The organism is Streptosporangium nondiastaticum (assembly GCF_003011965.1).
Lineage (GTDB): Bacteria > Actinomycetota > Actinomycetes > Streptomycetales > Streptomycetaceae > Streptomyces > Streptomyces nondiastaticus.
Window position 1 is genome coordinate 13,178 of the sequence record NZ_PXWG01000024.1, and the last position, 26,736, is coordinate 39,913.

5 protein-coding genes are annotated in these 26,736 nt (G+C 75.7%); all 5 read left to right on the plus strand.

Going from position 1 to position 26,736, the window contains the following annotated elements:
- Positions 1 to 75 precede the first annotated feature (75 nt).
- Positions 76 to 12,603 carry a non-ribosomal peptide synthetase gene (locus tag B7P34_RS12720; protein ID WP_189382723.1) on the plus strand — a complete coding sequence of 4,176 codons (12,528 nt, stop codon included), beginning with the start codon at positions 76 to 78 and terminating at the stop codon, positions 12,601 to 12,603.
- A 99-nt stretch (positions 12,604 to 12,702) separates the two neighbouring features.
- Complete coding sequence (locus B7P34_RS12725; RefSeq protein WP_106675972.1) at positions 12,703 to 22,398, plus strand: non-ribosomal peptide synthetase; 9,696 nt, start codon at positions 12,703 to 12,705, stop codon at positions 22,396 to 22,398.
- A gap of 19 nt (positions 22,399 to 22,417) precedes the next feature.
- Entirely contained in the window at positions 22,418 to 22,630 is a 213-nt protein-coding gene (locus B7P34_RS12730) for an MbtH family protein (RefSeq protein ID WP_106675973.1), read from the plus strand.
- Between the two features lie 100 nt (positions 22,631 to 22,730).
- Positions 22,731 to 24,998 carry an ATP-binding cassette domain-containing protein gene (locus tag B7P34_RS12735; RefSeq protein ID WP_223267789.1) on the plus strand — a complete coding sequence of 756 codons (2,268 nt, stop codon included), beginning with the start codon at positions 22,731 to 22,733 and terminating at the stop codon, positions 24,996 to 24,998.
- On the plus strand, positions 24,991 to 26,727 hold the full coding sequence (locus B7P34_RS12740) for an ABC transporter ATP-binding protein (protein WP_106675974.1): 1,737 nt from the start codon (positions 24,991 to 24,993) through the stop codon (positions 26,725 to 26,727). The genes B7P34_RS12735 and B7P34_RS12740 overlap by 8 nt, the downstream gene beginning before the upstream one ends.
- The last annotated feature ends 9 nt before the right edge of the window (positions 26,728 to 26,736 follow it).

Consider the following 26,736-nt stretch of genomic DNA (forward strand, 5'->3'; position numbering starts at 1 on the left):
CCCGGCCGCCCGCAGCCACTCCCCCCGCACTCCCTCCCCGTACCACGAACGACCCGGAAGGCCGGCATGTCAGAGGTGACCAGCGACGCAGGACGGATCCTGGAGCTCACGCGAGCCCAGGAGGGAGTGCTGGCGGCGCAGCGGATCGACCCCGGCAACCCCAGCTACAACGTCGGCCAGTACGTCGAGCTCCGGGGCGCGATCGACGTCGCCGCCCTGGAGGAGGCGCTGCGCCGCACCCTCGCCGAGGCCGACGGCCTGCACGTCCGGCTCGCCGAGCACGACGGGCGCACCGTGCTGCGCCCGGTCCCCTTCGACGCCGCGGCCTGGCACCTGCCCCGCCTCGACACCACCGGCGCCGCGTCGCCGGTCGACGCCGCGGTCGCCCTCGTCCGCGACCAGCTCGCCTGCCCGCCGCGCCTGGAGCCCGCCGACGGCTCCGGCGCGGCCCCGGCCCTGACCGGCTCCCTGCTGGTCACCGTGGCCCCCGGCCACCACCTGTGGTTCCAGTACTTCCACCACCTCGTCGTCGACGGCTACGGCGTCGCCCTCTTCACCCGCCGCGTCGCCGCCGTCTACACCGCCCTCGTCCGCGGCGAGGACGTGCCCGCCTCGCCGTTCGAACCCGCGGCCCGGCTCGCCGACGCCGACGCCGCCTACCTCGCCTCGGACAAGGCCGCCGCCGACCGCGCCTACTGGACCGCGCGGCACGCCGGCCGCCCCCGCGTCGCCGGTCTGACCGAGCAGACCGCGCAGGCCTCCGAGACCTCCTTGCGCCACCGCACGAGCCTCGGCGCCGAGCGCTCCGCCGCCGTCCTGGCCCGCGCGGCCGGCGTCCGCGGCACCTGGGCCGAGGCCGCCACCGCAGCCGTCGCCGGCTACCTGCACCGCATGACCGGCACCACCGACGCCGTCCTCGGCATGCACTTCATGGCCCGCAGCGCGCCCGGCACCATGCGCGTCCCCGGCATGGCCGTCAACGTGCTGCCCGTCCGCCTCTCCGTCCAGGGCACCGACACCTTCCCGGACCTCGTCCGGCGCGCCGCGGGCGAGCTGAAGGACGCCCGCCGCCACCAGCACTACCGCGGCGAGGACATCCGGCGCGACCTCGGCCTCGTCGGCAGCGACGACCGGCTCCACGGGCCGATGCTCAACCTCAAGCCCTTCGACCTCGACCTCGACTTCGCCGGCGTCCCCGGCCGCACCGTCAACCTCGCCTCCGGGCCCGTCGAGGACCTGTCCGTGTCGGTAAGCAAGAGCCCCGACGACGTCCTCCACCTCGAATTCGACGCCAACCCCGCCCTCTACGACGCCGCCGCGCTCGCCGCGCACGCCGAGCGGTGCACCGACCTCATGGGGCGGCTCGCCGCCGACCCGGAGCTCACCCTCGACCGGGCGCAGCTCCTCGCCGACGCCGAGCGCGAGGACGTCCTGCGCACCTGGAACGCCACCGCCCGCGACGTCGCCCCCGCCACCCTCCCCGGCCTCATCGCCGAGCGGGCCGCGGCCACGCCCGGCGCCACCGCCGTCGTCTTCGAGGACGAGCACCTCACCTACCGCGAACTCGACGCGCGGGCCGGGGCGCTGGCCCGTACGCTCACCGCCGCCGGCGCGGGCCGGGACACCGTCGTCGCCGTCGCCGTGCCGCGCTCCGCCGAGCTCATGGTCGCCCTCCTCGGCGTCCTCAAGTCCGGCGCCGCCTACCTGCCGCTGGACACCGGCTACCCGGCCGAGCGGCTCGCCGCCATGGTCGAGGACGCGGCTCCGGTACGGGTCGTCACCGTGCCCGCCGTCCTCGGCCGCCTGCCGCGGGCCGCCCGCGACGTGGCCCTGCTGCTCGACGACGCTACCGGTGACGCCGCCGGCGCCGAGGCCGCCGCCCCCGCCCCCGGCGACCCCGCCTACGTCATCTTCACCTCCGGCTCCACCGGCCGCCCCAAGGGCGTCGTCGTCACCCACCGCGCCATCGTCAACCGCCTCGCCTGGATGCAGCACGCCTACCGGCTGCGCCCCGACGACCGCGTCCTGCAGAAGACGCCCGCCGGCTTCGACGTCTCCGTATGGGAGTTCTTCTGGGCGCTGTGCGAGGGCGCCACCGTCGTCCTCGCCCGCCCCGAAGGCCACAAGGACGCCGCCTATCTGGCCGGGCTCGTCGCCGAACAGCGCATCACCACCCTCCACTTCGTGCCGTCCATGCTCCGCGCCTTCCTGGAGGAGCCCACGGCCGCCGGGGCCTGCGCCGGGCTGCGGCGGGTCTTCTGCTCCGGCGAGGCCCTGCCCGGCGACGTCGCCGACCGCTGGCACGCCGCGCTGCCGGACGTGCCCCTGCACAACCTGTACGGGCCGACCGAGGCCGCCGTCGACGTCACGTACCACCGGACCGAGCCCGGCGCGGGCGTCGTGCCGATCGGGCGGCCGGTGTGGAACACGCGCCTGTACGTGCTGGACGCGGCGCTGCGGCCGGTGCCGGTGGGCGTGCCCGGCGAGCTCTACCTGGCCGGTGACCAGCTCGCCCGCGGCTACCTCGGCCGCCCCGGCCTGACCGCCGCCCGCTTCGTCGCCAGCCCGTACGACGGCGACGGCGCGCGCATGTACCGCACCGGCGACCTCGTCCGGTGGGCACCCGGCGGAGTCCTCGAATACCTCGGCCGCACCGACGACCAGGTCAAGGTCCGCGGCTTCCGCATCGAACTCGGCGAGATCGAGGCCGCGCTGGAGGCCCTGCCCGGCGTCGCGCAGGCCGCCGTCACCGCCCGCGAGACCGCACCCGGCGGGCCGCGCCGCCTCGTCGGCTACGCCGTCCCCGCCGCGGGTGCCGCCCCCGACGCCGAGGCGCTGCGCACCGGGCTGGCCGCGACGCTGCCCGAGCACATGGTCCCGCCCGTGATCGTGCTCCTCGACGCCCTGCCGCTGAGCCTCAACGGCAAGCTCGACCGCAAGGCCCTGCCCGAACCCGCCCCCGCGGCGGCCTCGGCCTCGCGCGCGCCCCGCACGGAGGCCGAGCGGGTGCTCGCCGCGCTCGTCGCCGACGTCCTCGGCCTGGACGCCGCCGGCCCCGACGACAACTTCTTCTCCCTCGGCGGCGACAGCATCTCCGCCATCCAGCTCGGCAGCCGCGCCCGCCGGGCCGGCTGGGGCATCACGCCCCGCGTGGTCTTCGAACGCAAGACGATCGCCGCGGTGGCGGCCGTCGCCGAACGCCTCGGCGACGAGGCCGCCGCCGACCACCGCGAGGACGCGGAGGGCATGCTGCCGCCCACGCCCATCACGGAGTGGCTCCGCGAACGCGGCGGCCCGATCCGCCGCTTCGCCCAGACGACGGCCGTCACGGTCCCGGCGGACCTCGACCCGGAGCGTCTCACGGCGGCTTTCACCGTCCTGACGGAACGTCATGACGCGCTGCGGATGCGGTTGGTGTGGGGAAGTACCGACTCGGGCGGGTACGGCGGTTTCGACGGTGTCCCGGACTGGGCCACCGAGATCCTCCCCGCCGCCTCCGTCCCCGCCGTCACCCTCCACCGCGCCGACCTGACCCGTACGCCCGCCGACCGCATCGCCGCCGCCGTCGACCGCGAGCGCGACGCCGCCGCCGGCCGGCTCGACCCCGCCGCCGGGGCCGTTCTCGCCGCCACTTGGTGCGACCTGGGCCCGGACACCCCCGGCCGCCTCGTGCTGGCCGTGCACCACCTCGCCGTCGACGGCGTCTCGTGGCGCATCCTGCTGCCCGACCTGCGCGCCGCCTACGAAGGCCGCGAGCTCGCCCCCGCGAGCACCCCGCTGCGCCGCTGGGCCCGCGGCCTCCACGCCGCCGCCACCAGCGACGCCGTACGCGCCCAGCTGCCGCTCTGGCGGGAGATCCTCGCCCCGGGGGCCGGGCCCCTGCTCGGGGAGCGGGCCGTCGACCCGGCCCGGGACACCGCCGGCACGAGCCGCACCCTCCGCCTCACCCTGCCCGCCGACCGCACCGCGCCGCTCCTCGACCGCGTGCCCGCCACCCGGCGCGCGGGCGTCGACCACGTCCTGCTCACCGGGCTCGCCCTCGCCTTCGCCGGCCGCCGGCGCGACCTGCTGATCCGCATGGAGGGCCACGGCCGCCAGGACCACCTCGTGCCCGGCGCCGACACCGCCCGCACCGTCGGCTGGCTCACCAGCGAGTTCCCCGTACGCCTGGACCTCGAAGGCATCGACGGCGACCCGGTCGCGGCCCTCGCCCGCGTCAAGGAACAGCTGCGGTCGCTGCCCGACGACGGCACCGGCTACGGCCTGCTGCGCCACCTCGACCCCGAGGCGCGCGCCGAACTCGCGGCCGCCCCCGCCCCGCAGCTGCTCTTCAACTACCTCGGCCGGTTCGCGTCCGACGACAGCCTCTGGAGCGCCGCCGGCGACGCCATCACGGCGACAGCCGACCCCGCGATGCCGGCCCTCCACGCCCTGGAGATCGGCGCGTTCGTCCACGACCGCCCCGCGGGCCCCGAGCTCACCACGGTCCTGACCTGGCCCGAGGGCGTCCTCACCGAAGACGCCGTCCGCGACGTCGCGGACCGCTGGTTCCGCGCCCTCGACGCCCTCACCGCCGCCGCCTCGCGCCCGGACGCCGGCGGGCTCACCCCCTCCGACGTGCCGCTCGCCGGCCTCGGCCAGGACGCCCTCGACCGCCTCCAGGCCGCCCGCCCCGGCACCGAGGACGTCCTGCCGCTCTCCCCGCTCCAGGACGGGCTCCTCTTCCACTCCCTCTACGAGACCGCCGCCGACGACCTGTACACGTCCGTCACCGGCCTGGACCTCACCGGCCCGCTCGACGAGGCCGCCCTGCGCCGCGCCGTCGACGCCGTCGTGGCCCGCCACCCCGCCCTGCGCGCCGGATTCGACCACACGAGCACCGACCGCCCCCTGCAGACCATCGCGGGCCGCGCCACCGTCCCCTGGACCGTCCACGACCTCACCGGCACCCCGGCCGGCGCCGCCCTCGACACGGCCGTCGACGCCGTCGAGACCGCCGAGGCCACCGCGCCCTTCGACCTCACCCGGCCGCCCCTCCTGCGCTGCGCCCTGCTGCGCCTGGGCGACGAACGGCACCGCCTCGTCCTGACGCGCCACCACATCGTGATGGACGGCTGGTCCACGCCCGTCATGCTGCGCGAGATCATCAGCGCGTACGCGGCCGGCGGCGACGCCTCCGCCCTGCCGCCCGCCGCCTCGTACGCCGACCACCTCGCCTGGCTGGCCCGCCAGGACGAGACCGCGCATGCCGACGCCTGGGCCACGGCCCTGGACGGCCTGACGGCGCCCACCCTCCTCGCCGGGACCCTGGCCCACGAGGCCACGGCCGGGACGGGCGCCCGCGCCGGCGAGGTGGACCTGCCGCTGCCCGCGGACACCGCCGCCGCCCTGACCGGGCTCGCCCGCAGCCACGGCCTGACCCTCAACACCCTCGTGCAGGGCGCCTGGGCCGTCCTGCTGAGCCGCCTCACCGGCCGCACGGACGTCGTCTTCGGCGCGACCGTCTCCGGCCGCCCCGCCGACGTCCCCGGCGTCGAATCGATCGTCGGCCTGTTCAGCAACACCGTCCCCGTCCGCTTCGCACTGGACGAGGACGAGACCGTCGCCGCCGCACTGACCCGCCTCCAGGAACAGCAGGCGCGGCTCCTCGACCACCAGTACGCGGGCCTCGCCGGCATCCAGGCCCGGGCCGGGCTCGGCACGCTCTTCGACACGCTCCTCGTCTTCGAGAACTACCCCGTCGACCCCGACGAGCTCACCGCCCCGGACCCCGCGGGCCGCCCCGGCCGCCTGCGCGTCACCGGCATCGGCAACCGCGGCGCCACCCACTACCCGCTGACCGTCCTCACCCTCCCCGGCGACGCGCCCCGCATCACCGTCGAGTACCGCCCCGACACCTTCACCGCCGACCGCGCCGCCGACCTCGGACAGCGCCTCCTGCGCCTGCTCGCCGCCATGGCGGAGCGCCCCGAGGACACCGTCGGCTCCCTCGACGTCCTCGGCCCCGCCGAGCGCCGCACCCTCCTGCACACCTGGAACGCCACCGCACGCGACGTGCCCGACGGCACCGTCGTCGACGCCTTCGAAGCCCAGGCGGCCGCGACCCCCGGCGACACCGCCGTCGTCTGCGGCGCCACGCGCTGGAGCTACGCCGAACTCGACGCCCGCGCCGACGGGTTCGCCCGCCGCCTCGCCGCCCTCGGCGCGGGCCCCGACACCGTCGTCGCCCTGGCCCTGCCCCGCTCGGCCGACCTCGTCGCCGCCGTCCTCGGCACCCTGAAGGCCGGCGCCGCCTACCTGCCCGTGGACCTCGACCACCCGGCCGAGCGCGTCACCCTCATGCTGGAGGACGCCGCCCCCCTCGCCGTCCTGACGACCCGCCCGACCGCCGCACGCCTGCCGGCCCTGACCGGCGGCGGCCTCACCACGCTGTACGCGGAAGACGCGGAGGACGCGGAGGACGGCACGGCGGACGTCACACCGACGCGGCCCGCCCCCGGCGACCTCGCCTACGTCATCCACACCTCCGGCTCCACCGGCCGCCCCAAGGGCGTCCAGGTGCCCCACCGCGGCCTGGTCAACATGCTCGACCACCACCGCTCCACCGTCTTCGCCCGCGCCGTCGAAGCCGCCGGCGGCCGCCGCCTGCGCGCCGCGCACACCGCCTCGTTCTCCTTCGACTCCTCCTGGGAACAGCTCCTGTGGCTCATCTGCGGCCACGAACTCCACGTCTACGACGAGGAACTGCGCCGCGACCCGCAGGCCTTGGCCGCCCGGCTGCGCGCCGACCGCATCGACACCCTCGACGTCACCCCGTCCTTCGGCCGGCAGCTCGTCGAGTGCGGCCTGCTGGACGAGGGCGGCGACGGCCACCGCCCCGTCCTCTTCCTCCTCGGCGGCGAAGCCGTCGACGACGCCCTCTGGACGCGGATCCGCGAGACCGAAGGCGTCATCGGCCACAACTTCTACGGCCCCACCGAGTACACCGTCGACACCCTCGGCGCGGCCCTCGGCGACAGCCCAGCCCCGTCCGTGGGCCGGCCCATCGCCAACACCCGCGTCCACGTCCTCGACGCCCGCCTGCGGCCCGTGCCCGCCGGCGTGCCCGGCGAGCTGTACATCGCCGGCCCCGGCCTGGCCCGCGGCTACGGCAACCGCCCCGGCCTGACCGCCTCCCGCTTCGTCGCCGACCCCTTCTCCGGCAGCGGCGAGCGCATGTACCGCACCGGCGACGTCGTCCGGTGGCGCGCCGACGGCACCCTGGACTACCTCGGCCGCGACGACGACCAGGTCAAGATCCGCGGCTTCCGCGTCGAGACCGGCGAGGTCGAGGCGGCCCTCACCGCCCTGGACACCGTCACCGCCGCCGCCGTCCTGGCCCGCGCCACCGGCACGGGCGTCAAGCGCCTCGTCGCCTACGTCGTCCCCGCGCCCGGTGCCGCCGCCGACCCCGCCGCGCTGCGGGCCGCCCTCGCCGCGCGCCTTCCCGAGTACATGGTCCCGTCCGCCGTCGTCGTCCTCGGCGCCCTGCCCCTCAACGTCAACGGCAAGCTCGACCGGCAGGCCCTCCCCGAGCCCGGCGCCGCCGACTTCGCCGGCACCGGCGGGCGCGCCCCGCGCGACGAGCGCGAAGCCCTGGTGTGCGGCGCCTTCGCCGGCGTCCTCGGCCTGCCCGCCGTCGGCGCCGACGACGACTTCTTCGCCCTCGGCGGCCACTCCCTCCTCGCCACCCGCCTCACCGGCCGCATCCGCACCGCCCTCCAGGCCGACCTCACCGTGCGCGACCTGTTCGAGGCCCGCACCCCGGCCGCCCTCGCCCGACGGCTCCAGCACACCGGCCGCGGCCGCTCCGGCCCCACCGCCCGTCCGCGCCCGCAGCACCCGCAGGAGCTGCCGCTGTCGCCCGCGCAGGCCCGCCTCTGGTTCCTCCACCAGCTCGAAGGCCCCTCCATCGCCTACACCATCCCCTGCTCCCTGCGCATCGACGGCACCCTCGACACCGAGGCCCTGCGCGCCGCGTTCGCCGACGTCGTCGCCCGCCACGAGGCCCTGCGCACGGTCTTCCCCGACACCGACGGCCGCCCGTACCAGAAGATCCTCACTCCCGAGGACGCGCATGTGCCCTTCTCCGTACGGGAGGTGACGCCGGAACAGCTCGACGAGGCCGTCGCCGAGGCCGGTGCGTACGCCTTCGACCTCGCCGCCGAACCACCCGTCCGCGCCACCCTCCTGAGCAGCGGCCCCGCCACCCACGTCCTGTGCGTCGCCCTGCACCACATCGCCGGCGACGAGTGGTCCGAAGGCGTGCTCCTGCGCGACCTCGACACCGCCTACGCGGCCCGCCGCCGCGGCGAGGCACCCGCATGGGCGCCGCTGCCCCTGCAGTTCGCCGACCACACCCTCTGGCAGCGCGACATGCTCGGCGACCCCGCCGCCGGCGACCGCCTCACCGCGTACTGGACCGAACGCCTCGCCGGCCTGCCCGGCGAACTCCGCCTGCCCGCCGACCGGCCCCGCCCGGCCGAGCCGAGCGGCCGCGGCGGCGCCGTCCGCCTGCGCCTGCCCGGCGCCCTGCACGAGGCCCTGCGCGACTACGCCCACCGCACGGGCGCCACCCCCTTCATGGTCACCCAGGCCGCCGGCGCCCTCCTCCTCGGCGCCCTCGCCGGCACGGACGACGTGGCCCTCGGCACGCCGGTCGCCGGCCGCTCCGACGAGGCCGTCGAGAACGTCGTCGGCTTCTTCGTCAACACCCTCGTCCTGCGCCACGACCTGTCCGCGGCCGGCGGGGCCGGCGCACCGACCTTCGACCAGCTCGTGCAGCGCTCGCGGGAGACCGTCCTGGGCGCGCTCGCCCACCAGGACCTGCCGTTCGACCGCCTCGTCGAGATCGCCGCCCCCGAGCGCTCGCTCGGCCGCCACCCGCTGTTCCAGGTGATGGTCCAGCACCGCAAGGAGGCCGCGGGCCTGGACCGCCTCCTCGGCGCCCGCACCGCACTCCTGCCCGACCCGCTGCACGCCGCCCGCTTCGACCTCGCCTTCACCTTCGTGGAGTCCGCCGACGGCACGCACACCGACCTGACGGTCATCCACGCGGTGGACCTGTTCGACCACGGCACCGCCGAGCTGCTCGCCGACCGGCTGCTGCACGTCCTGGACCAGGTCCTCGCCGCGCCCGGCCGGACCGTCGACCGCGTCGACGTCATGAGCCCCGGTGAGAGCCGGGCCCTGGCGAGGGAGTGGAACGCCACGGACCACCCCGTGGCCGGAGGCACGCTCGTCACGCGGTTCGCGGAGCGGCTGGCCGCCGCGCCGGACACCACGGCCGTCGTCTACGAGAACCATGAGCTGACCTATCGTCAACTTGACGAACTTTCAGGAGCTTTGGCCGCCGAGTTGGTTGCGGCCGGTGCCGGGCCGGACCGGATCATTGCCGTGGCCGTGCCGCGGTCGGCCGAGTTGATGGTGTCGTTGCTGGCCGTGCTGAAGTCCGGTGCCGCCTACCTGCCGCTGGACCTCGACTACCCGGCCGAGCGTCTGACGATGATGGCCGAGGACGCATCGCCGGTGTGCGTGGTGACCGTCGAGGGCGAGCGTGGACGGCTCCCGCACCTGGAGGGCCTCCGGGTCGTCCTCGCCGACCGGCCCCGTACGGCGCAGGTCTCCGTACCGGTCGCGGCCGGGCCGCAGCACGCCGCGTACGTCATCTACACCTCCGGGTCCACCGGCCGTCCGAAGGGTGTCGTCGTCACCCATGAGGCGATCGTCAACCGTCTGGACTGGATGCGGGAGGCGTACGGGTTCGGGCCGGCGGACCGGATCCTGCAGAAGACTCCGGCGAGCTTCGACGTGTCGGTCTGGGAGTTCTTCCTGCCGCTGGTCAGCGGTGCGGCTGTTGTTCTCGCCCGGCCGGGCGGGCATCGCGAGCCGGACCACCTTGCCGATCTGGCCGCTCGCTCCGGGGTCACGACCGCGCACTTCGTCCCGTCCATGCTGACCGCCTTCACGGCGGCCGCGGAGGAGGACGAGGAGATCCGTAAGGGCTTCGCCGGCGTCCGTCGTGTCTTCTGCTCCGGCGAGGCGCTCCCCGCCGCGGCCGTGGACCGGTTCGCCGCGCTGTGGCCGGACATCGAGCTCCACAACCTCTACGGTCCGACCGAGGCTGCCGTCGACGTCACGTACCACCGTGCCGAACCCGGTTCCGGTGTCGTGCCGATCGGGCGGCCGGTGTGGAACACGCGCCTGCACGTGCTGGACGCGGCGCTGCGCCCCGTACCGGTAGGCGTGCCCGGCGAGCTGTACCTGGCTGGTGTCCAGCTGGCCCGGGGTTACCTGAACCGCCCGGGCCTGACCGCCGCCCGTTTCGTCGCCGACCCGTTCTCCGGCGGTGGCACGCGCATGTACTGCACCGGCGACCTCGTGCGCCGCCGCCCGGACGGCGCGGTCGAATACCTGGGCCGCACCGACGACCAGGTCAAGGTCCGCGGCTTTCGCATCGAGCTCGGCGAGATCGAGGGCGCGCTGACCGCCCTGACCGGCGTGGCCCAGGCCGCCGTCACCGCCCGTCCGCTCGCGCCCGGCGGTGCCCCGCAGCTCGTCGCCTACGCCGTCCCCGCCCCGGGTGCCGCCCCAGCCGCGCAAGAGCTGCGCGAGGCCCTGGCCGGGCGGCTGCCCGAGCACATGGTGCCCGCCGCCGTCACCCTCCTGGACGCGCTGCCGCTGAGCGTCAACGGCAAGCTCGACCGCAAGGCGCTCCCCGAGCCTGCTCGCCCCGCCGCCCGCCCCGCCGCCCCCGCCCCGGACCGGGGAGACAGCCCGGCCGCCGCCATGGCAGCCGTCTTCGCCGAGATCCTCGGCCTCCCGGACGTCGGCGAGGACGACAACTTCTTCGCCCTGGGCGGCGACAGCATCATCTCCATCCAGCTCGTCAGCACCGCCCGCAGGGCCGGCTTCACCATTGCCGCCAAGGACGTCTTCCAGCACCCCACCCCGGCCGCCCTGGCCGCCGCGGGCCGCCGCGAGGACCAGGAACCGGCCGAGCCCCTGCCTGTTCCCGCGGCCGGTGAGGACGGCGAGCTGCCGTCGCTGCCCGTCGTGCACTGGCTGCGCGAACGCGGGGGCCCGGTCGACCGGTTCAACCAGTCGGTCCTCCTCACCGTCCCCGCCGGACTGCGGCCCGAGCCGCTCCGCGCGGCCCTTGCCGACCTCGCCCGCAACCACCCCGCCCTGCGGCTGCGCCTGGACCGGACCGGCGGCCTGTGGACCCAGGAGATCCTGCCCGCCGCCGAGGCCCCGGCCGTCACCGACCCGGCGACCCTGCGCCGCGCCGACATCACCGGCCTGGACGCGGCCGCCCTGCACGACCTGCTCACCAAGGAGGCCGACGCCTCCGCCGCCGCCCTCGACCCCGGCGACGGCACCGTCCTGCGCGCCCTGTGGTGCGACGCGGGCCCCGGAGCCGACGGAAGGCTGCTCCTGACCGTCCACCACTTGGCCGTCGACGGCGTCTCCTGGCGCATCCTCGTCCCGGAGCTCGCAGAGGCCTACACCGCCCGGGCCGCGGGCCGCGCACCCGCCCTCGAACCCGAGGCGACCGGGCTGCGCGCCTGGGCCGTACAGCTGCTGCAGCACGCCCACACCCGTGCCCGTACCGCCGAAGCCGCCCACTGGCGCACCGCGCTGGCCGGGCCGCAGGCCCCGCTCTCCCGCACCGCCGCCGACCCGCGCCGCGACACCACGGCGACCCTGCGCACCCTGCGGATGACCCTGTCCGCCGACCGCACCGAGCCCCTGCTGACCGCCGTGCCGCAGGCCTTCTCCGCCGGCGTCGACGACGTCCTGCTGGCGGGCCTGGCGCTGGCCGCCGCCGACGTGCGCCGCACCCGGGAACCCGGCCTGCCCGCCGCGCACACCGGCGCCCTGCAGATCGACCTGGAGGGCCACGGGCGCGGCGGCAGCGACGCGGGCGGCCTCGCGCCGGACCTGTCGCGCACCGTCGGCTGGTTCACCACCGTCCACCCCGTCCGCCTGGACGTCAGCGGCGTGGACCTCGCCGACGCCCTGGCCGGCGGCGGGCAGGCCGGGGCGGCCCTCAAGCAGGTCAAGGAACAGCTCCGCGCCGTCCCCGACCGCGGCCTCGGACACGGCCTCCTGCGCCACCTCAACGCGCAGACCGCACCCGCCCTGGCCGCCCTCCCGAGCTCGCAACTGCTGTTCAACTACCGCGGCCGCACCGACCACGGCGCCGCCGCCGGGACCCGCCCCTGGTCCTTCGCCCCGGACGTGGAACGAGCCGCCGTCGCCGAAGGCGCCGCCCCCGACGCCGCCATGCCCGCCCCGTACCCGCTGGAGCTCGACGCCGTCGTCCGCGCGGGCGCCGCCGGGCGGCCCGAGCTGGCCGTCGAATGGAGCTGGCCGCAGGCCCTGTTCACCGAGGAGCAGGTCGCCACCCTGGCCACGCGCTGGTTCGACGCCCTCGATGCCCTCGCCCGGCACGCCGCCGCACCCGACGCGGGCGGCATCACCCCCTCCGACGTACGCCTCGTCACCCTCGACCAAGCCCGCATCGACCGCCTGGAATCCCGTCTGCGCAGGCGCCGATGACGCCCCATCACCCGGCGGCGGACAGCACGGCCGACCGCCGCCCCGCCCCGTCCTTCCCCCTCCCCGACCGAGAGCCGACCGAGAGCCGAGAGCGCCACCATGACTGACGTAACCGCCCTGACCCCGGCAGACGACCCCGGCGCAGGCTCCGCACTCGAGGACGTCTACCCCCTGTCCTCCCTCCAGGAAGGCCTGCTCTTCCACGCCGTCTACGACGACGGTTCCCGCGACGTCTACGTCGTCCAGTCCCACCTCGACCTCGCCGGCCCCCTCGCCACGGCCGACCTCGCCGCCGCGACCGACGCCCTGCTGCGCCGCCACGCCAACCTGCGCGCCGGCTTCTGGTACGACGACGGCGAGGACCCCGTCCAGTTCGTCCAGCGCCACGTGGACACCCCCCTGCGCGAACTCGACCTCACACCGCTCTCCGCCGACCCGGCGGCCCGCGACGAGGCCGTGCGCGCCGCGATGGACGAGGACCGGCACCACCGCTTCGACCTCGCCGAACCCCCGCTGCTCCGCCTGACCCTGCTGCGCCTCGGCCCGGACGCGGCCCGGCTCGTCGTGACCTGCCACCACCTGCTCCTCGACGGCTGGTCCATGCCGATCCTCGTGCGGGAGCTGCTCACCCTCGTCGGCTCCCGCGGCGACCTCGCCGCGCTGCCGCCCGTCCGCCCCTACCGCGACCACCTCGAACTGCTCGCGAGCCGGGACGCCGACGCCGCCCGGCGCGCCTGGGCCGCCGCCCTCGACGGCATCACCGAGGCCCACCCCGTCGCCCCCGGGGCCGCCCTCGGCACCGCGGCCGAACCCGCTGACGCCGAGGCCGAGGCCGGCCCGGAGCTGACCGCGGCCCTCACCGCCGCGGCCCGCGCCCGGGGCCTGACGCTCGGCAACGTCCTGCACACGCTGTGGGGCGTCCTCGTGGGCTCCCTCACCGGCGCCTCCGACGTCGTCAGCGGCACCACCGTCTCGGGCCGCCCCGCGGACCTGCCCGGCGCCGACACCATGGTCGGCCTGTTCATCAACACCCTCCCGGTCCGCGTCCGCCTCGCACCCGGCGCGACGCTCGCCGCCACCGCCTCCGCCGTCCAGGCCGAGCAGGCCGCCCTGATGGACCACCAGCACCTCGGCCTGGGCGCCGTCCAGCGCCTGACCCCCGTCGAAGGCCCCCTCTTCGACACCTTGCTGGTCGTGGAGAACTACGCCGGCAGCGACGACGTCTCCGGAACCCTCGGCGCGGCCGCGGCCACCGGCGGCCTGCGGGTCACCGGCCTCGGCGCCCGCGACGCCACCCACTACCCGCTGACCATGCGCGTCCTGCCCGGCGGCGACACCCTGCGCCTGGAGCTCGGCTACCGCACGGACGTCTTCGACCGCGCGGCCGCCGAGCGCATCACCGACCGCTTCCTGCACCTCCTCGCCCGCTTCGCCGAGGCCCCCGAGACGCCCCTGGCCCGCCTCGGCCTGCTGCTCCCGGACGAGAGCCGGGCGCTGGCGGGGGAGTGGAACGCCACGGACCGCCCCGTGCCCGGGGGCACGCTGGTGACGCGGTTCGCGGAGCGGCTGGCGGAGACGCCGGAGGCTACCGCCGTCGTCTACGAGGGCCGCGAGCTCACCTACCGTCAACTCGACGAACTTTCCGATGGTTTGGCGGCCGAGCTGTCCGCTGCCGGTGCCGGCCCGGACCGGATCGTGGCCGTGGCCGTGCCGCGGTCGGCCGAGTTGATGGTGTCTTTGCTGGCCGTGCTGAAGTCCGGTGCCGCCTACCTGCCGCTGGACCTCGACCACCCCGCCGAACGCCTCTCCGGGATGGTCGACGACGCCGCACCCGTGTGCGTGCTGACCGTGGAGGCCGAGCGCAACCGGCTCACGTGGCTCCCGGACGTGCCCGTCCTCCTCGCCGACGCCCCTCGCGCCGCCACGACGCCCGTACCGGCAGCCGCGGAGCCGCAGCACGCCGCATACGTCATCTACACCTCCGGGTCCACCGGCCGTCCGAAGGGTGTCGTCGTCACCCATGAGGCGATCGTCAACCGCCTCGACTGGATGCGGGAGGTGTACGGGATCGGGCCGGCGGACCGGATCCTGCAGAAGACTCCGGCCAGCTTCGACGTGTCGGTCTGGGAGTTCTTCCTGCCGCTGGTCAGCGGTGCGGCCGTCGTTCTCGCCCGGCCCGGTGGGCACCGTGAGCCGGACCACCTCGCGGACCTGGCCGCTCGCTCCGGGGTCACGACCGCGCACTTCGTCCCGTCCATGCTGACCGCGTTCACGGCGGCCGCGGAGGAGGACGAGGAGATCCGTACGGGCTTCGCCGGCGTCCGTCGTGTCTTCTGCTCCGGCGAGGCGCTCCCCGCCGCGGCCGTGGACCGGTTCGCCGCGCTGTGGCCGGACATCGAGCTCCACAACCTCTACGGTCCGACCGAGGCCGCCGTCGACGTCACGTACCACCACGCCGAGCCCGGTTCCGGTGTCGTGCCGATCGGGCGGCCGGTGTGGAACACGCGCCTGCACGTCCTGGACTCGGCCCTGCGGCCCGTACCGGTGGGCGTGCCCGGCGAGCTGTACCTGGCCGGTGTCCAGCTGGCCCGCGGTTACCTGAACCGCCCGGGCCTCACCGCCGCCCGCTTTGTCGCCGACCCGTACGGTCCCGCCGCCACGCGCATGTACCGCACCGGCGACCTCGTACGCCGTCGTGCCGACGGCACCGTGGAATACCTGGGCCGCACCGACGACCAGGTCAAGGTCCGCGGCTTCCGCATCGAGCTCGGCGAGATCGAGGCCGCCCTCGCCGCCCACCCGGCCGTCGGGCAGACCGCCGTCCTGGTCCGCACCACCCCCGCCGGCGCCCAGCACGTCGTCGCCTACGTCGTCCCCGCCCCCGGAGCCGCCCCGGACCCCCAGGCCCTGCGCGCCGCGTGCGCGGCCCGGCTGCCCGAGTACATGGTCCCGTCCGCCTTCGTGACTCTCGACGCCCTCCCGCTCGGCGTCAACGGCAAGCTCGACCGCAAGGCCCTGCCCGACGGTCTCCCCGACGGCGCCGCGCCCGCCGCCGGCCGCGAACCGGCTACCCCGGAAGAGGCCACGCTGTGCGCCCTCTTCGCCGAGGTCCTCGAACTCCCCGGCGCCGGCGTCCACGACGACTTCTTCCGCCTCGGCGGCGACAGCATCGTCTCCATCCGCCTCGTCGGCGCCGCACGCACCGCGGGCCTCGCCCTCAGCCCGCGCGACGTCTTCGAAGCCCGCACCCCCGCCGCCCTGGCCGAGCGAGCCGCAGGCCGCGCGCCCGCCGGCGACGCCACCGGCCCGGAGACCGCCGCCGAACTGCCCGCGCCCACCGGACAGGACCTGGCGGCCGTCCGCGCCGCAGCCCCCGGCACCACCGACATCTGGCCGCTCTCCCCGCTCCAGCAGGGCCTGCTCTTCGAAGCCCTCTACGACGAGGACGCCCTCGACGTCTACACCTCCCGCGACGTCGTCACCCTGCGCCGCCCCGTACCCCCGGACGTCCTGCGCACCGCGGTGACCGCCGTCCTCGACCGGCACCCCAACCTGCGCGCCGGCTTCCTCCACGAAGGGCTCGACCGCCCCGTCCAGTTCATCCCGGCCACAACGGCGGTTCCCGTCACCGAGACCGACCTGCGCGCCCTCACGCCCGAAGCCGCCGGCGCCGAACTGCGCCGCCTCCAGGACGCCGAGGCCCGCACCCGCTTCGACCTCGCCGCCCCGCCCCTGGTGCGCCTGGCCTCCGTCCTCACCCCCGACGGCCGCCAGCACGTCCTCGTCACCCACCACATGCTGCTGTGGGACGGCTGGTCCACCGGCCTGTTCCTCCAGGAGCTCCTGGCCTGCTGCCACGCCCTGGTGACCACCGGCGCCCTGCCGCAGCCGGGCGCGGACGAGAAGCGGCACCTGGCCTACCGCGACTTCCTGGCCTGGCTCCACACCCAGGACACCGCCGCCGGCGAAGAGGCCTGGCGCTCGGCCCTGGCGGGCGTCGAGGAGCCCACGCTCGTCGCCCCGCAGGCCCGCGAGCGGGCCGCCCTGCTGCCCGAGCAGCACGTCACGGAGCTGACCGCCGGCCTGACCTCCCGCCTCACCGGCTACGCGAGGACCCACGGCCTGACGCTCAACACCGTCCTCTCGGGCGTGTGGAGCCTGCTCCTCGCCGGCCTGACGGGCCGGCAGGACGTCGTCTTCGGCACCACCGTCTCCGGCCGCCCCGCGGAGCTGACGGGCATCGACCGGACCATCGGCATGTTCCTCAACACCGTCCCCGTCCGGGCCCGGCTCGACCGGAACGAGACGGTCGTCGCGTACCTGACCCGCCTCCAGGACGAGCAGGCGGCGCTCCTGCCGCACCACCAGCTCAGCCTGGGCGCCATCCAGCGCGCCGCCGGGGCGGGCCGCCTCTTCGACACGCTCCAGGTCCTGCGCAACACGCCCGTCGACCAGGACGAGCGGGACCGCGTCGGACAGGCCCTCGGCGTGGACGACGTCACCGACGTGGACGCCACCCACTTCCCGCTGATCTTTGCGGCCAACCCCGGCGAGGAGATCTCCTTCGAGTGGAAGTTCCGCCCCGACGCCTTCGACCGCGCGACGGTCGAGGAGCACGCGGGCCGCCTCGTCTCCCTCCTGGAGCAGATCACCGCCGACCCCGGCGTCCTCGTCCGCCGCCTCGACGTGCTGACGGAGCCGGAGCGCGGCGCGGTGCTGGGGGAGTGGGCGGACACGGCGCGCGAGCTGCCGGACGCCTCGGTCGCGGACCTGCTGGCGGAGCGGGCGGCCTCCGTGCCGGACGCGGTGGCGCTGGTGGCGGGCGAGCGCACGTGGACGTTCGCCGAGCTGGACGCCCAGGTGAACCGCCTGGCCCGGCTGTTCCTCGCCCGGGGCGCCGGCCCGGACCGGGTGGTGGCGCTGGGCCTGCCGCGTTCGCTGGAGATGGTGGCGGCGCTGTTCGCGGTCCTGCGGGCCGGGGCCGCCTATCTGCCGCTGGAGCTGGACTACCCGGTGGACCGGCTGGCCTACATGGTGGAGGAGACCGCACCGGTCGTCCTCATCACGGACTCCTCCGTACGTGACCGCATGCCGGACGTCGACGGCGTCCCCCGGGTGGAGCTCGACGACCCCGCGGTCGCCGCCGAGCTGGCCGGCCTGCCCGGCGGGCCGGTGGAGGCGCGGGTCGACCTCGACGCCGCCGCGTACGTCATCTTCACGTCCGGTTCGACCGGTCGCCCCAAGGGTGTCGTCACGCCCTACCGCGGCCTCACGAACATGCAGCTCAATCACCGCGAGGCGATCTTCAACCCCGTGGTGGAATCCGCCGGTGGCCGGCGGCTGCGGATCGCGCACACGGTGTCGTTCTCCTTCGACATGTCGTGGGAGGAACTGCTGTGGCTGGTGGAGGGGCATGAGGTCCACGTTCTGGACGAGGCCCTGCGCCGCGACGCCGAGGGCCTGGCCGCGTACTGCGCCGAGCAGGCCGTGGACGTCATCAACGTGACGCCGTCGTACGCCCAGGCCCTGGTGGAGTGCGGCCTGCTGGACGAGGGACGGCACCGCCCGGTGCTGGTCCTCCTCGGCGGCGAGGCCGTCCCCGAGGCCCTGTGGACGCGCTTGAAGGAGACGCCGGGACTCATCGGCTACAACCTCTACGGTCCCACCGAGTACACCATCAACACCCTCGGCGGCGGCACGCTCGACAGCGACACCGCGACCGTAGGCCGCCCCATCTGGAACACGCGGGCGCACGTCCTGGACGCGTGGCTGCGCCCGGTCCCGGTCGGTGTGCCTGGCGAGCTGTACGTGTCCGGTGTCGGCCTGGCGCGCGGCTATCTGAACCGGCCGGGCCTGTCGGCGGGCCGCTTCGTCGCGGACCCGTTCGGCGAGCCGGGCGGGCGGATGTACCGCACGGGCGACGTCGTGCGGTGGCGCCGGGACGGCCTGCTGGACTTCCTGGGCCGGGCCGACGACCAGGTGAAGATCCGTGGCTACCGCGTCGAGCCGGGTGAGATCGAGGACGCGCTGACGGGGCATCCGGCAGTCGCCCAGGCCGCGGTGATGGTCCGTGAGGACACCCCCGGCGTCAAGCGCCTCGCCGCCTACCTCGTGCCCGCCACCGCCGGAGACGTCGACGCCGCCGCCGTCCGCCGTTCCCTGGCGGAGACCCTGCCCGCATACATGGTCCCGTCGGCGTTCGTGGTGCTCGACGCGCTGCCGCTGACCGTCAACGGCAAGCTCGACCGCAAGGCCCTCCCCGCCCCGGACGCCGCCGGGACGGGAGCGGGCCGCGCGCCCGCGAACCCCCGCGAAGAGCAGCTGTGCGCCCTGTTCGGCGAAGTGCTCGGCACCGGCCCCGTCGGCCCCGACGACCACTTCCTCGACCTCGGCGGGCACTCGCTGCTGGCCACCCGCCTCGTCAGCCGCATCCGCACGGCCCTCGGCACCGGCCTCGCCGTCCGCGACCTCTTCGAGGCGCCGACCCCGGCCGCGCTCGCCGAGCGCACCGCGGGCGACGCGCACGAGCGGCCCACGCTCGAACGCCGCGAGCGCCCCGCCGAGCTGCCCCTCTCGCACGCCCAGCGCCGCATGTGGTTCCTGCAGAACCTCGACGGCTCGGGCGCCACCTACAACGTCCCCCTCGTCGTCCGCGTGAGCGGCCCGCTCGACCTGGACGCGCTGCGGCACGCCGTGGCCGACGTGACCGGCCGCCACGAGAGCCTGCGGACCGTCGTGGCCGAGCACGAGGGCCGCGCCGTCCAGCGCGTCCTCGACGCGCCGGACCCCGGCGCCGCGCTGCACGTCGCCGCCACCACGGAGGCGGAGCTGCAGGCCGACGTGGAGGCCGCCGTCCGCCACGGCTTCGACCTCGCCCGCGAACTGCCCCTGCGCGTCACCGTGCTGGAGATCGGCCCCCGGGACCACGTCCTGGTGCTGCTCTTCCACCACATCGCCGGCGACGAGTGGTCGATGCTGCCGTTCGTCGACGACATCACCACGGCGTACACCCGCCGCGCGGAAGGCGGCGATCCCGGCTGGGAGCCGCTGCCCGTGCAGTACGTGGACTACACGCTGTGGCAGCGCGACCTGCTGGGCGACCCCGCGGACGAGCACAGCCTGCACAGCCGCCAGGCCGCGTACTGGAAGCAGGCGCTGGCGGGCCTCCCGGAGGAGCTCGCCCTGCCCGCCGACCGCCCCCGCACGCCGGCGACCGGCACCGGGCTGCGGGGCGGAACCGTACGGGCCCAGGTGCCGCCGGCCGTCTACCGCGGGCTGCGCGACGCCGCCGCGGCCACCGGCACGACCACGTTCATGGTCCTGCAGGCGGCCGTCGCCACCCTGCTGCACCGGCTCGGCGCCGGCGACGACATCCCCCTCGGCGCGCCGGTCGCGGGGCGCGGGGACGCCGCCCTCGACGGGCTCGTCGGCTTCTTCGTCAACACCCTCGTGCTGCGCAACGACCTGTCCGGCGACCCCGCGTTCACCGAGCTCCTCGGCCGGGTACGGGAGCACGACCTGGCGGCCTTCGCCCACCAGGACCTGCCCTTCGACAGCCTCGTCGAGGCCGTCAACCCGCCCCGCGTCCCCGGCCGCCACCCGCTGTTCCAGGTGATGCTCGGCTACCGCAACAGCGACGGCGAGGCCCGCCGGCTCCTCGGGCTGGAGAGCCGCATCCTCCCCTTCGAGCTGGGGGCCGTGAAGTTCGAACTCGACTTCAACTTCGAGGAGACCCCCTCCGCCGACGAGCTCGACATCGCCTTCGAGTACGCGGCCGACCTGTACGACCGCTCCACCGCCGAGGCACTCGTCGAGCGCCTCCTCTCCCTCCTCGCCCAGGTGGCCGAGGACCCGGCCCGCCGCATCGGCTCCCTCGACGTGCTCACGCGGGAGGAGCGGGGCGCGGTGCTGGGGGAGTGGGCGGACACGGGGCACGAGCTGCCGGACGCCTCGGTCGCCGACCTGCTGGCCGACCAGGCCGCCCGTACGCCGGAGGCCGTGGCGCTGGTGGCGGGGGACCGGGTGTGGTCGTTCGCCGAGCTGGACGCACGGGTGAATCGTTTCGCCCGGTTGCTGCTCGCCCGGGGCGCCGGTCCGGAGCGCGTGGTTGCGCTGGGCCTGCCGCGTTCGCTGGACATGGTGGCCGCGCTCTTCGCCGTCCTGCGCACCGGGGCCGCTTATCTGCCGCTGGAGCTGGACTACCCGGTGGATCGCCTGGCCTACATGGTCGAGGAGACCCGGCCGGTCGTCCTGCTCACGGACTCCACGGCACGCGACCGCATGCCGGACGTCGACGGCGTTCCGCGCGTGGAGCTCGACGACCCCGCCGTGGTGGCCGAACTGGCCGGACTGTCCGACGCTCCGGCGGGCGCGCGGGTGGACCTCGACGCCGCCGCGTACGTCATCTTCACCTCGGGCTCGACGGGCCGCCCGAAGGGCGTGGTCACGCCCTACCGCGGCCTGACCAACATGCTCCTGAACCACCGCGAGGCGATCTTCAACCCCGTGGTGGAATCCGCCGGTGGCCGCCGGCTGCGGATCGCGCACACCGTCTCGTTCTCCTTCGACATGTCGTGGGAGGAACTGCTGTGGCTCGTGGAAGGACATGAGGTCCACGTCCTGGACGAGGCCCTGCGCCGCGACGCCGAGGGCCTGGCCGCGTACTGCGCCGAGCAGGCCGTGGACGTCATCAACGTGACGCCCTCGTACGCCCAGGCGCTCGTCGAGTGCGGCCTGCTGGACGAGGACCGCCACCGGCCCGTGCTGGTCCTCCTCGGCGGCGAGGCCGTCCCCGAATCGCTCTGGACGCGGCTCCGCGAGACACCCGGCCTCATGGGGTACAACCTCTACGGCCCGACCGAGTACACCATCAACACCCTCGGCGGCGGCACCCTCGACAGCGCCACGGCCACCGTCGGCCGCCCCATCTGGAACACCCGGGCCTACGTGCTCGACGCGCGGCTGCGCCCGGTGCCCGTCGGGGTCCCCGGCGAGCTGTACGTGTCCGGTGTCGGCCTGGCGCGCGGCTACCTGAACCGGCCGGGCTTGACGGCGGGCCGATTTGTCGCGGACCCGTTCGGCGAGCCGGGCGGGCGGATGTACCGCACAGGCGACGTCGTGCGGTGGCGCCGGCACGGCCTGCTGGACTTCCTGGGCCGGGCCGACGACCAGGTGAAGATCCGTGGCTACCGCGTCGAACCCGGGGAGGTCGAGGACGCGCTGACGGGGCATCCGTCGATCGCCCAGGCCGCCGTCGTCGTCCGCGAGGACACCCCCGGCGTCAAGCGCCTCGCCGCCTACCTCGTGCCCGCCACCGCCGGAGACGTCGACGCCGCCGCCGTCCGCCGTTCCCTGGCGGAGACCCTCCCCGAATACATGGTCCCGTCGGCGTTCGTGGTGCTCGACGCGCTGCCGCTGACCGTCAACGGCAAGCTCGACCGCAAGGCCCTCCCCGCCCCGACCGCGGCCGACATGGCCGCCGGCGGCACGGGCCGCGCCCCGCGCGACGTGGCGGAGAAGACGCTGTGCGACGTCTTCGCCGACGTGCTCGGGCTGCCCGAAGTCACGGTCGACGACGGCTTCTTCGACCTCGGCGGCCACTCGCTGCTGGCGATGACCCTCGTGCTGCGCATCCGCGAGGCCTTCGGCACCGGCGAGGCCGGCCCGGGCATCGCCGACCTGCTGGCGGGACCGACCGTCGCGGAACTCGCCGCCCGCCTCCGGGACGCCGCACCCGCGGCGACCCTCCCCATCCTGACCCCCTCTCATATCGCTGACGAACCTTCACATCGCTGACGAAAAGGAGCGCTTCACCATGAGCAACACCACCAACCCCTTCGAGGACAACGACGCCCGCTACCTCGTCCTCGTCAACGCCGAGAACCAGCACTCCCTGTGGCCCGCCTTCGCCGAGGTCCCCGGAGGCTGGACCACCGTCCACGGCGAGGACTCCCTGCAGGGCTGCACCGACTACGTCGACGCCCACTGGACCGACATGCGGCCGGCGAGCCTCGTCGCCCGGTCCTGACCGGACCCCTCCCGAACACCCGCCGCCGCGGGCCCGGACCGGGCACCCGCCCGGTCCGCCCGTGCGGCCGCCGACCTGCTGAGAGCGGATACCTGACGTCGTGAGCACCCAACACGCCAAGCCGGAGCACCACCCCGGCCCCGACGACGGGCCCCCGGGCCCGCCGCCCGCCGAGGACATCCTGGAGGAAACCGGGGCCGAGGACGCCGCCGAGGCGGCGGAGCCGGGCCCGCGGGACCTCTCGCCCGAGCGGCGCGCGCGGGCCCGCGCCCTGCTGCGCGGCGCCCTGCGGCCGCACTGGGCGACGGTCGGCGCGGCCATGGCCGCCGCCGGTGTCCGGCAGGTCGCCTTCCTCGCCGTGCCGTGGTGCGTCCAGAAGGCGCTGGACGACGGCGTCACGGCCAAGGACGGCAACGCGCTGCTGGGATGGGCCGCCGCCGCGCTCGTCGCCGCCGCCGTCCAGTTCGCCGGGCTCTACGGCTGGCAGTACTGGGCCGGCTCCGCCGACGCCGAGGTGGGCGCCGACCTGCGCTCCCGGCTCCTGCGGCACCTGGCCGGCCTCGACCGCGCCGCGCTCGCCTCGCGCGGCCACGGCGACCTGGCCATGCGGGCCGGCCGGGACACCGACCTGGTGCGCGAGTGGGTGCACGGCCTGGCGATCTGGGTCGTGCTCGCCACCACCTTCGCCGGCGTCCTGACCGGCATGGGCGTGCTCGACCTGTCGCTGCTGCTGGTGACGCTGGGAATGCTGCCGTTCCTGGTCTGGGTCAACCTGTACTTCCCGCGCCGCTTCGGCGCGGCCAGCGGCGCGCTGGCCGAGGCGCACGGCGTCCGCGCCGAAGCCGTCGCGGACCTGCTCCAGCTCGGCACCGGCCTGCGCGGCACGGGCGGCCACCGGCCGCTCGTGGACCGGCACGCCGCGGCCAGCGCCACGGTCACCGACCGGACGGTCAAGGCGGCCCGGATCGAGGCCTCCTGGGCGTCCGTCGCGCCCTTCGTGCCCCGCATGGCCGTGGCGATCGGCGTGGGCGTCGGCGGGCTCGCTGTCCTCGACGGCCGGCTGACCGTCGGCGGCCTCGTCGCCTTCACCTCCTGGATGGCGAGCATCACCCTCGCCACCCGGGTCCTCGTCGACCGGCTCCTCGCCCGCGGCCAGGCGGACGTGGCCGCCGCCCGCATCGACGAGGCGCTGTCCATCGAGGCCGGCCTCACCGACCCCGCCGAGCCGGTCGCCCTCACCGCGGGCGGCGACCTGGAGCTGTCGGGCGTGAGCGCGGTCCGCGACGGCGTCACGGTCCTCGCGCCCGTCGACCTGACCGTCCGCGCGGGCGAGTTCGTCGCCGTGGACGGCGCCACCGGCTCCGGCAAGAGCACGCTGCTGCGGCTGCCCGTCCGGCTCGACGACCCGGACACGGGCACCGTCCGCTACGGCGGCACCGACCTGCGCGACGCCGCCCTCGACGACATCCGCGGGCGGATCGCGTACGTCGCCCAGCGGCCGATGCTGCTGTCCGGCACGGTCGCCGAGAACCTGCGGCTCGGCCGCGACCTGCCGGACGACGCCCTGCGCGACGCCTGCGCGACCGCCGGCATCCACGAGCAGATCGCCGCCATGCCCGACGGCTACGACACCGAGCTCGGCGAGAGCGGTACCGCCCTGTCGGGCGGTCAGGTCCAGCGGCTGGCCATCGCCCGCGCGCTCCTCGGCGACCCGGAGGTCCTGATCCTGGACGACTCGACGTCGGCCCTGGACACGACGACGGAGAAGGCGGTCCTGGACCGCCTGCGCACGTGGGCCGCGGGCCGCACGATCGTCTTCGCCACGCACCGCACGGCGGTACTGGAGGCGGCGGACCGCGTGGTGACGCTGACGGCGGCGGGGCGTGGGGATGACGCCGGCGATGCCGGCGTCACCAGCAAGGACACCGCGCCGGCCGAGGCCGGCGCCCGGCCCGGCACCGATGCCGTCGCTCGGCCTCAGTCCGGCTCCGGCTCGGCCGATGCTGATGTGCTGCCCGGTACCGGCACGGGCATGCAGTCTCATGCCGATGCCGATGCCGACAGCGACTCCGGCCTGGCTGGCGCCCGCGCCCGGCCCGGCACCGTCGCCGTCGCGCGGTCTCACCCCGGAGCCGGCACCGATGCCCGTCTTGGCATCGAACCTGGCACGGACGCCCGGCCCGGCGCCGGTACTTGCGCCGGCGCCCGTCCGGCAGGCGCCGGCACGGACAGCGGCGCCCGCGCGGCCGGTCCCGAGGCCCGGCCCGGCAGGGGCGACGTCACCGGCCCGGCCGGCGACGGCCCCGCCGCCTCCCAGGCGGTACCCGTACCCACCCCCGTCACCACCCCGGAGGGCGACCGTGGCTGAGCCGGCCCTGCTCGACGAACAGCCCGACGAGCGGCGCGTGCTGCGCCGGGCCGCTCCCCATCTGCGCCCGCACCGGCGGGCCCTCGCCGTCGCCGTCGTGGTGGGGCTCGCCGACTCGGCCGCGCTCGTGGCCGTCGCCCCGCTGATCGGGCGGGCGACGGACGCGCTGCTCGCCGGCGACCGCGGCGGACTGCTGGCCGCCGCCGCGGTCCTCGTCCTCCTCGCCGTGCTCCAGCTGGGCCTGGCCCGCGCCGGCGAGCTGCTGCTGGCGAAGGCCGGCGAGAACGTGGTGCGCAGCCTGCGCGAGAAGTGCGTGGAGAACCTGGCCTCGGCGCCGCTGCGGTTCCTGGAGTCGCACCGCACAGGCGATCTGCTGCGCCGCACGACGGGCGAGGTGGCCGCGCTGGCCTCGTTCGTGCGGATGCACCTGCGCAACCTGGTGTCGGCGACGGCGACGCTCCTGTTCACCCTCGTCGTGCTGTTCGGCTACTCGTGGCAGCTGGCGCTGGTGCAGCTCGCCGTGTTCGTGCCGCTGACGCTGCTGGTGATGCGCTGGTTCCAGCGGTCCGCGCCGCGCGCGTTCGGCGGGAAGGCGGCGGCGGAGGCGACGGTCGCGGCGACGTTCACGGAGACCCTGAACGTGCGGGAGGCGCTGCAGAGCGCCCGCGGCCTGCCCGGGTGGCTGCGCCGCTTCGACCGGGAGAACGCCGCGGCCGTCGGCGCGGCGCGGCGTGCGATCCGGGTGGAGAACCGCATCGACCTGGTGGGCCTGATCGAGGGGCTCGCGCTGGTCGTGCTGCTGCTGGTGGGCGGCTGGTCCGTCTCGCGCGGGGCGATGGGCGTGGGCACGGTCGTGGTGTTCGTCCTGGCGAGCCGTAACCTCTTCGACTCGTTCTCGGACATCTCGCAGCTCGTGGGCGAGGTGCAGACGGCGCGCACGGGCCTGGCCCGGCTGCTGGACCTGCTGGCGGCCACCGACCGGCCTGCGGACGAGGCGCCCCGGAAGGAGGGCTCAGCCGAGGGCTCTGCCGAGGGCTCCGCCGCGGAGCTGCCCCTGCGCGGCGAACTCGCCTGCGAGGGCCTGGGTTACGCCTACCGCGACGGTACGGAGGTGCTGCGCGGCGTCTCGCTGAGCTTCCCGGTGGGCGACCGCAGCGGCGTGGTCGGCGAGACCGGCTCGGGCAAGACGACGCTGTCGAAGCTGCTGTGCGGCCTCTACGCGCCCGACCGGGGCGTGGTGCGGTTCGCCGGCGTCGACCTGCGGGACATCCCGGAGGCGGAGCTGCGCCGGCGCGTGGTGCTGGTGCCGCAGGAGGTCCGCATGGTGACCGGCACGGTGGCGGCCAACCTGGAGCTGGTGCACAGCGCTCCGGGCCGCGCCGCGATGGAGCGGGCCGTGGCCGAACTGGGCCTGGAGGACTGGCTGCGCGACCTCGGCGGCCTGGACGCCGAGGTGGGCGTGCGGGGTTCCCGGCTGTCGGCGGGGGAGCGGCAGATCGTCGGGCTGCTGCGGGCCGCGCTGGCCGACCCGGCGGTGCTCGTCCTGGACGAGGCGACCGCGGACATCGACCCGGTGACGGCGGGCCGGCTGGAGCACGCGCTGGACGGGATGCGCGGCGACCGGACGATCGTCGTCGTCGCGCACCGGCCGGCGACCATCGCCCGGCTGCCGCGGGTGATCGCGCTGGACGGGGGCCGGGTGGCCGGAACGATGGCCAATACACAATGAGTTAGGTTA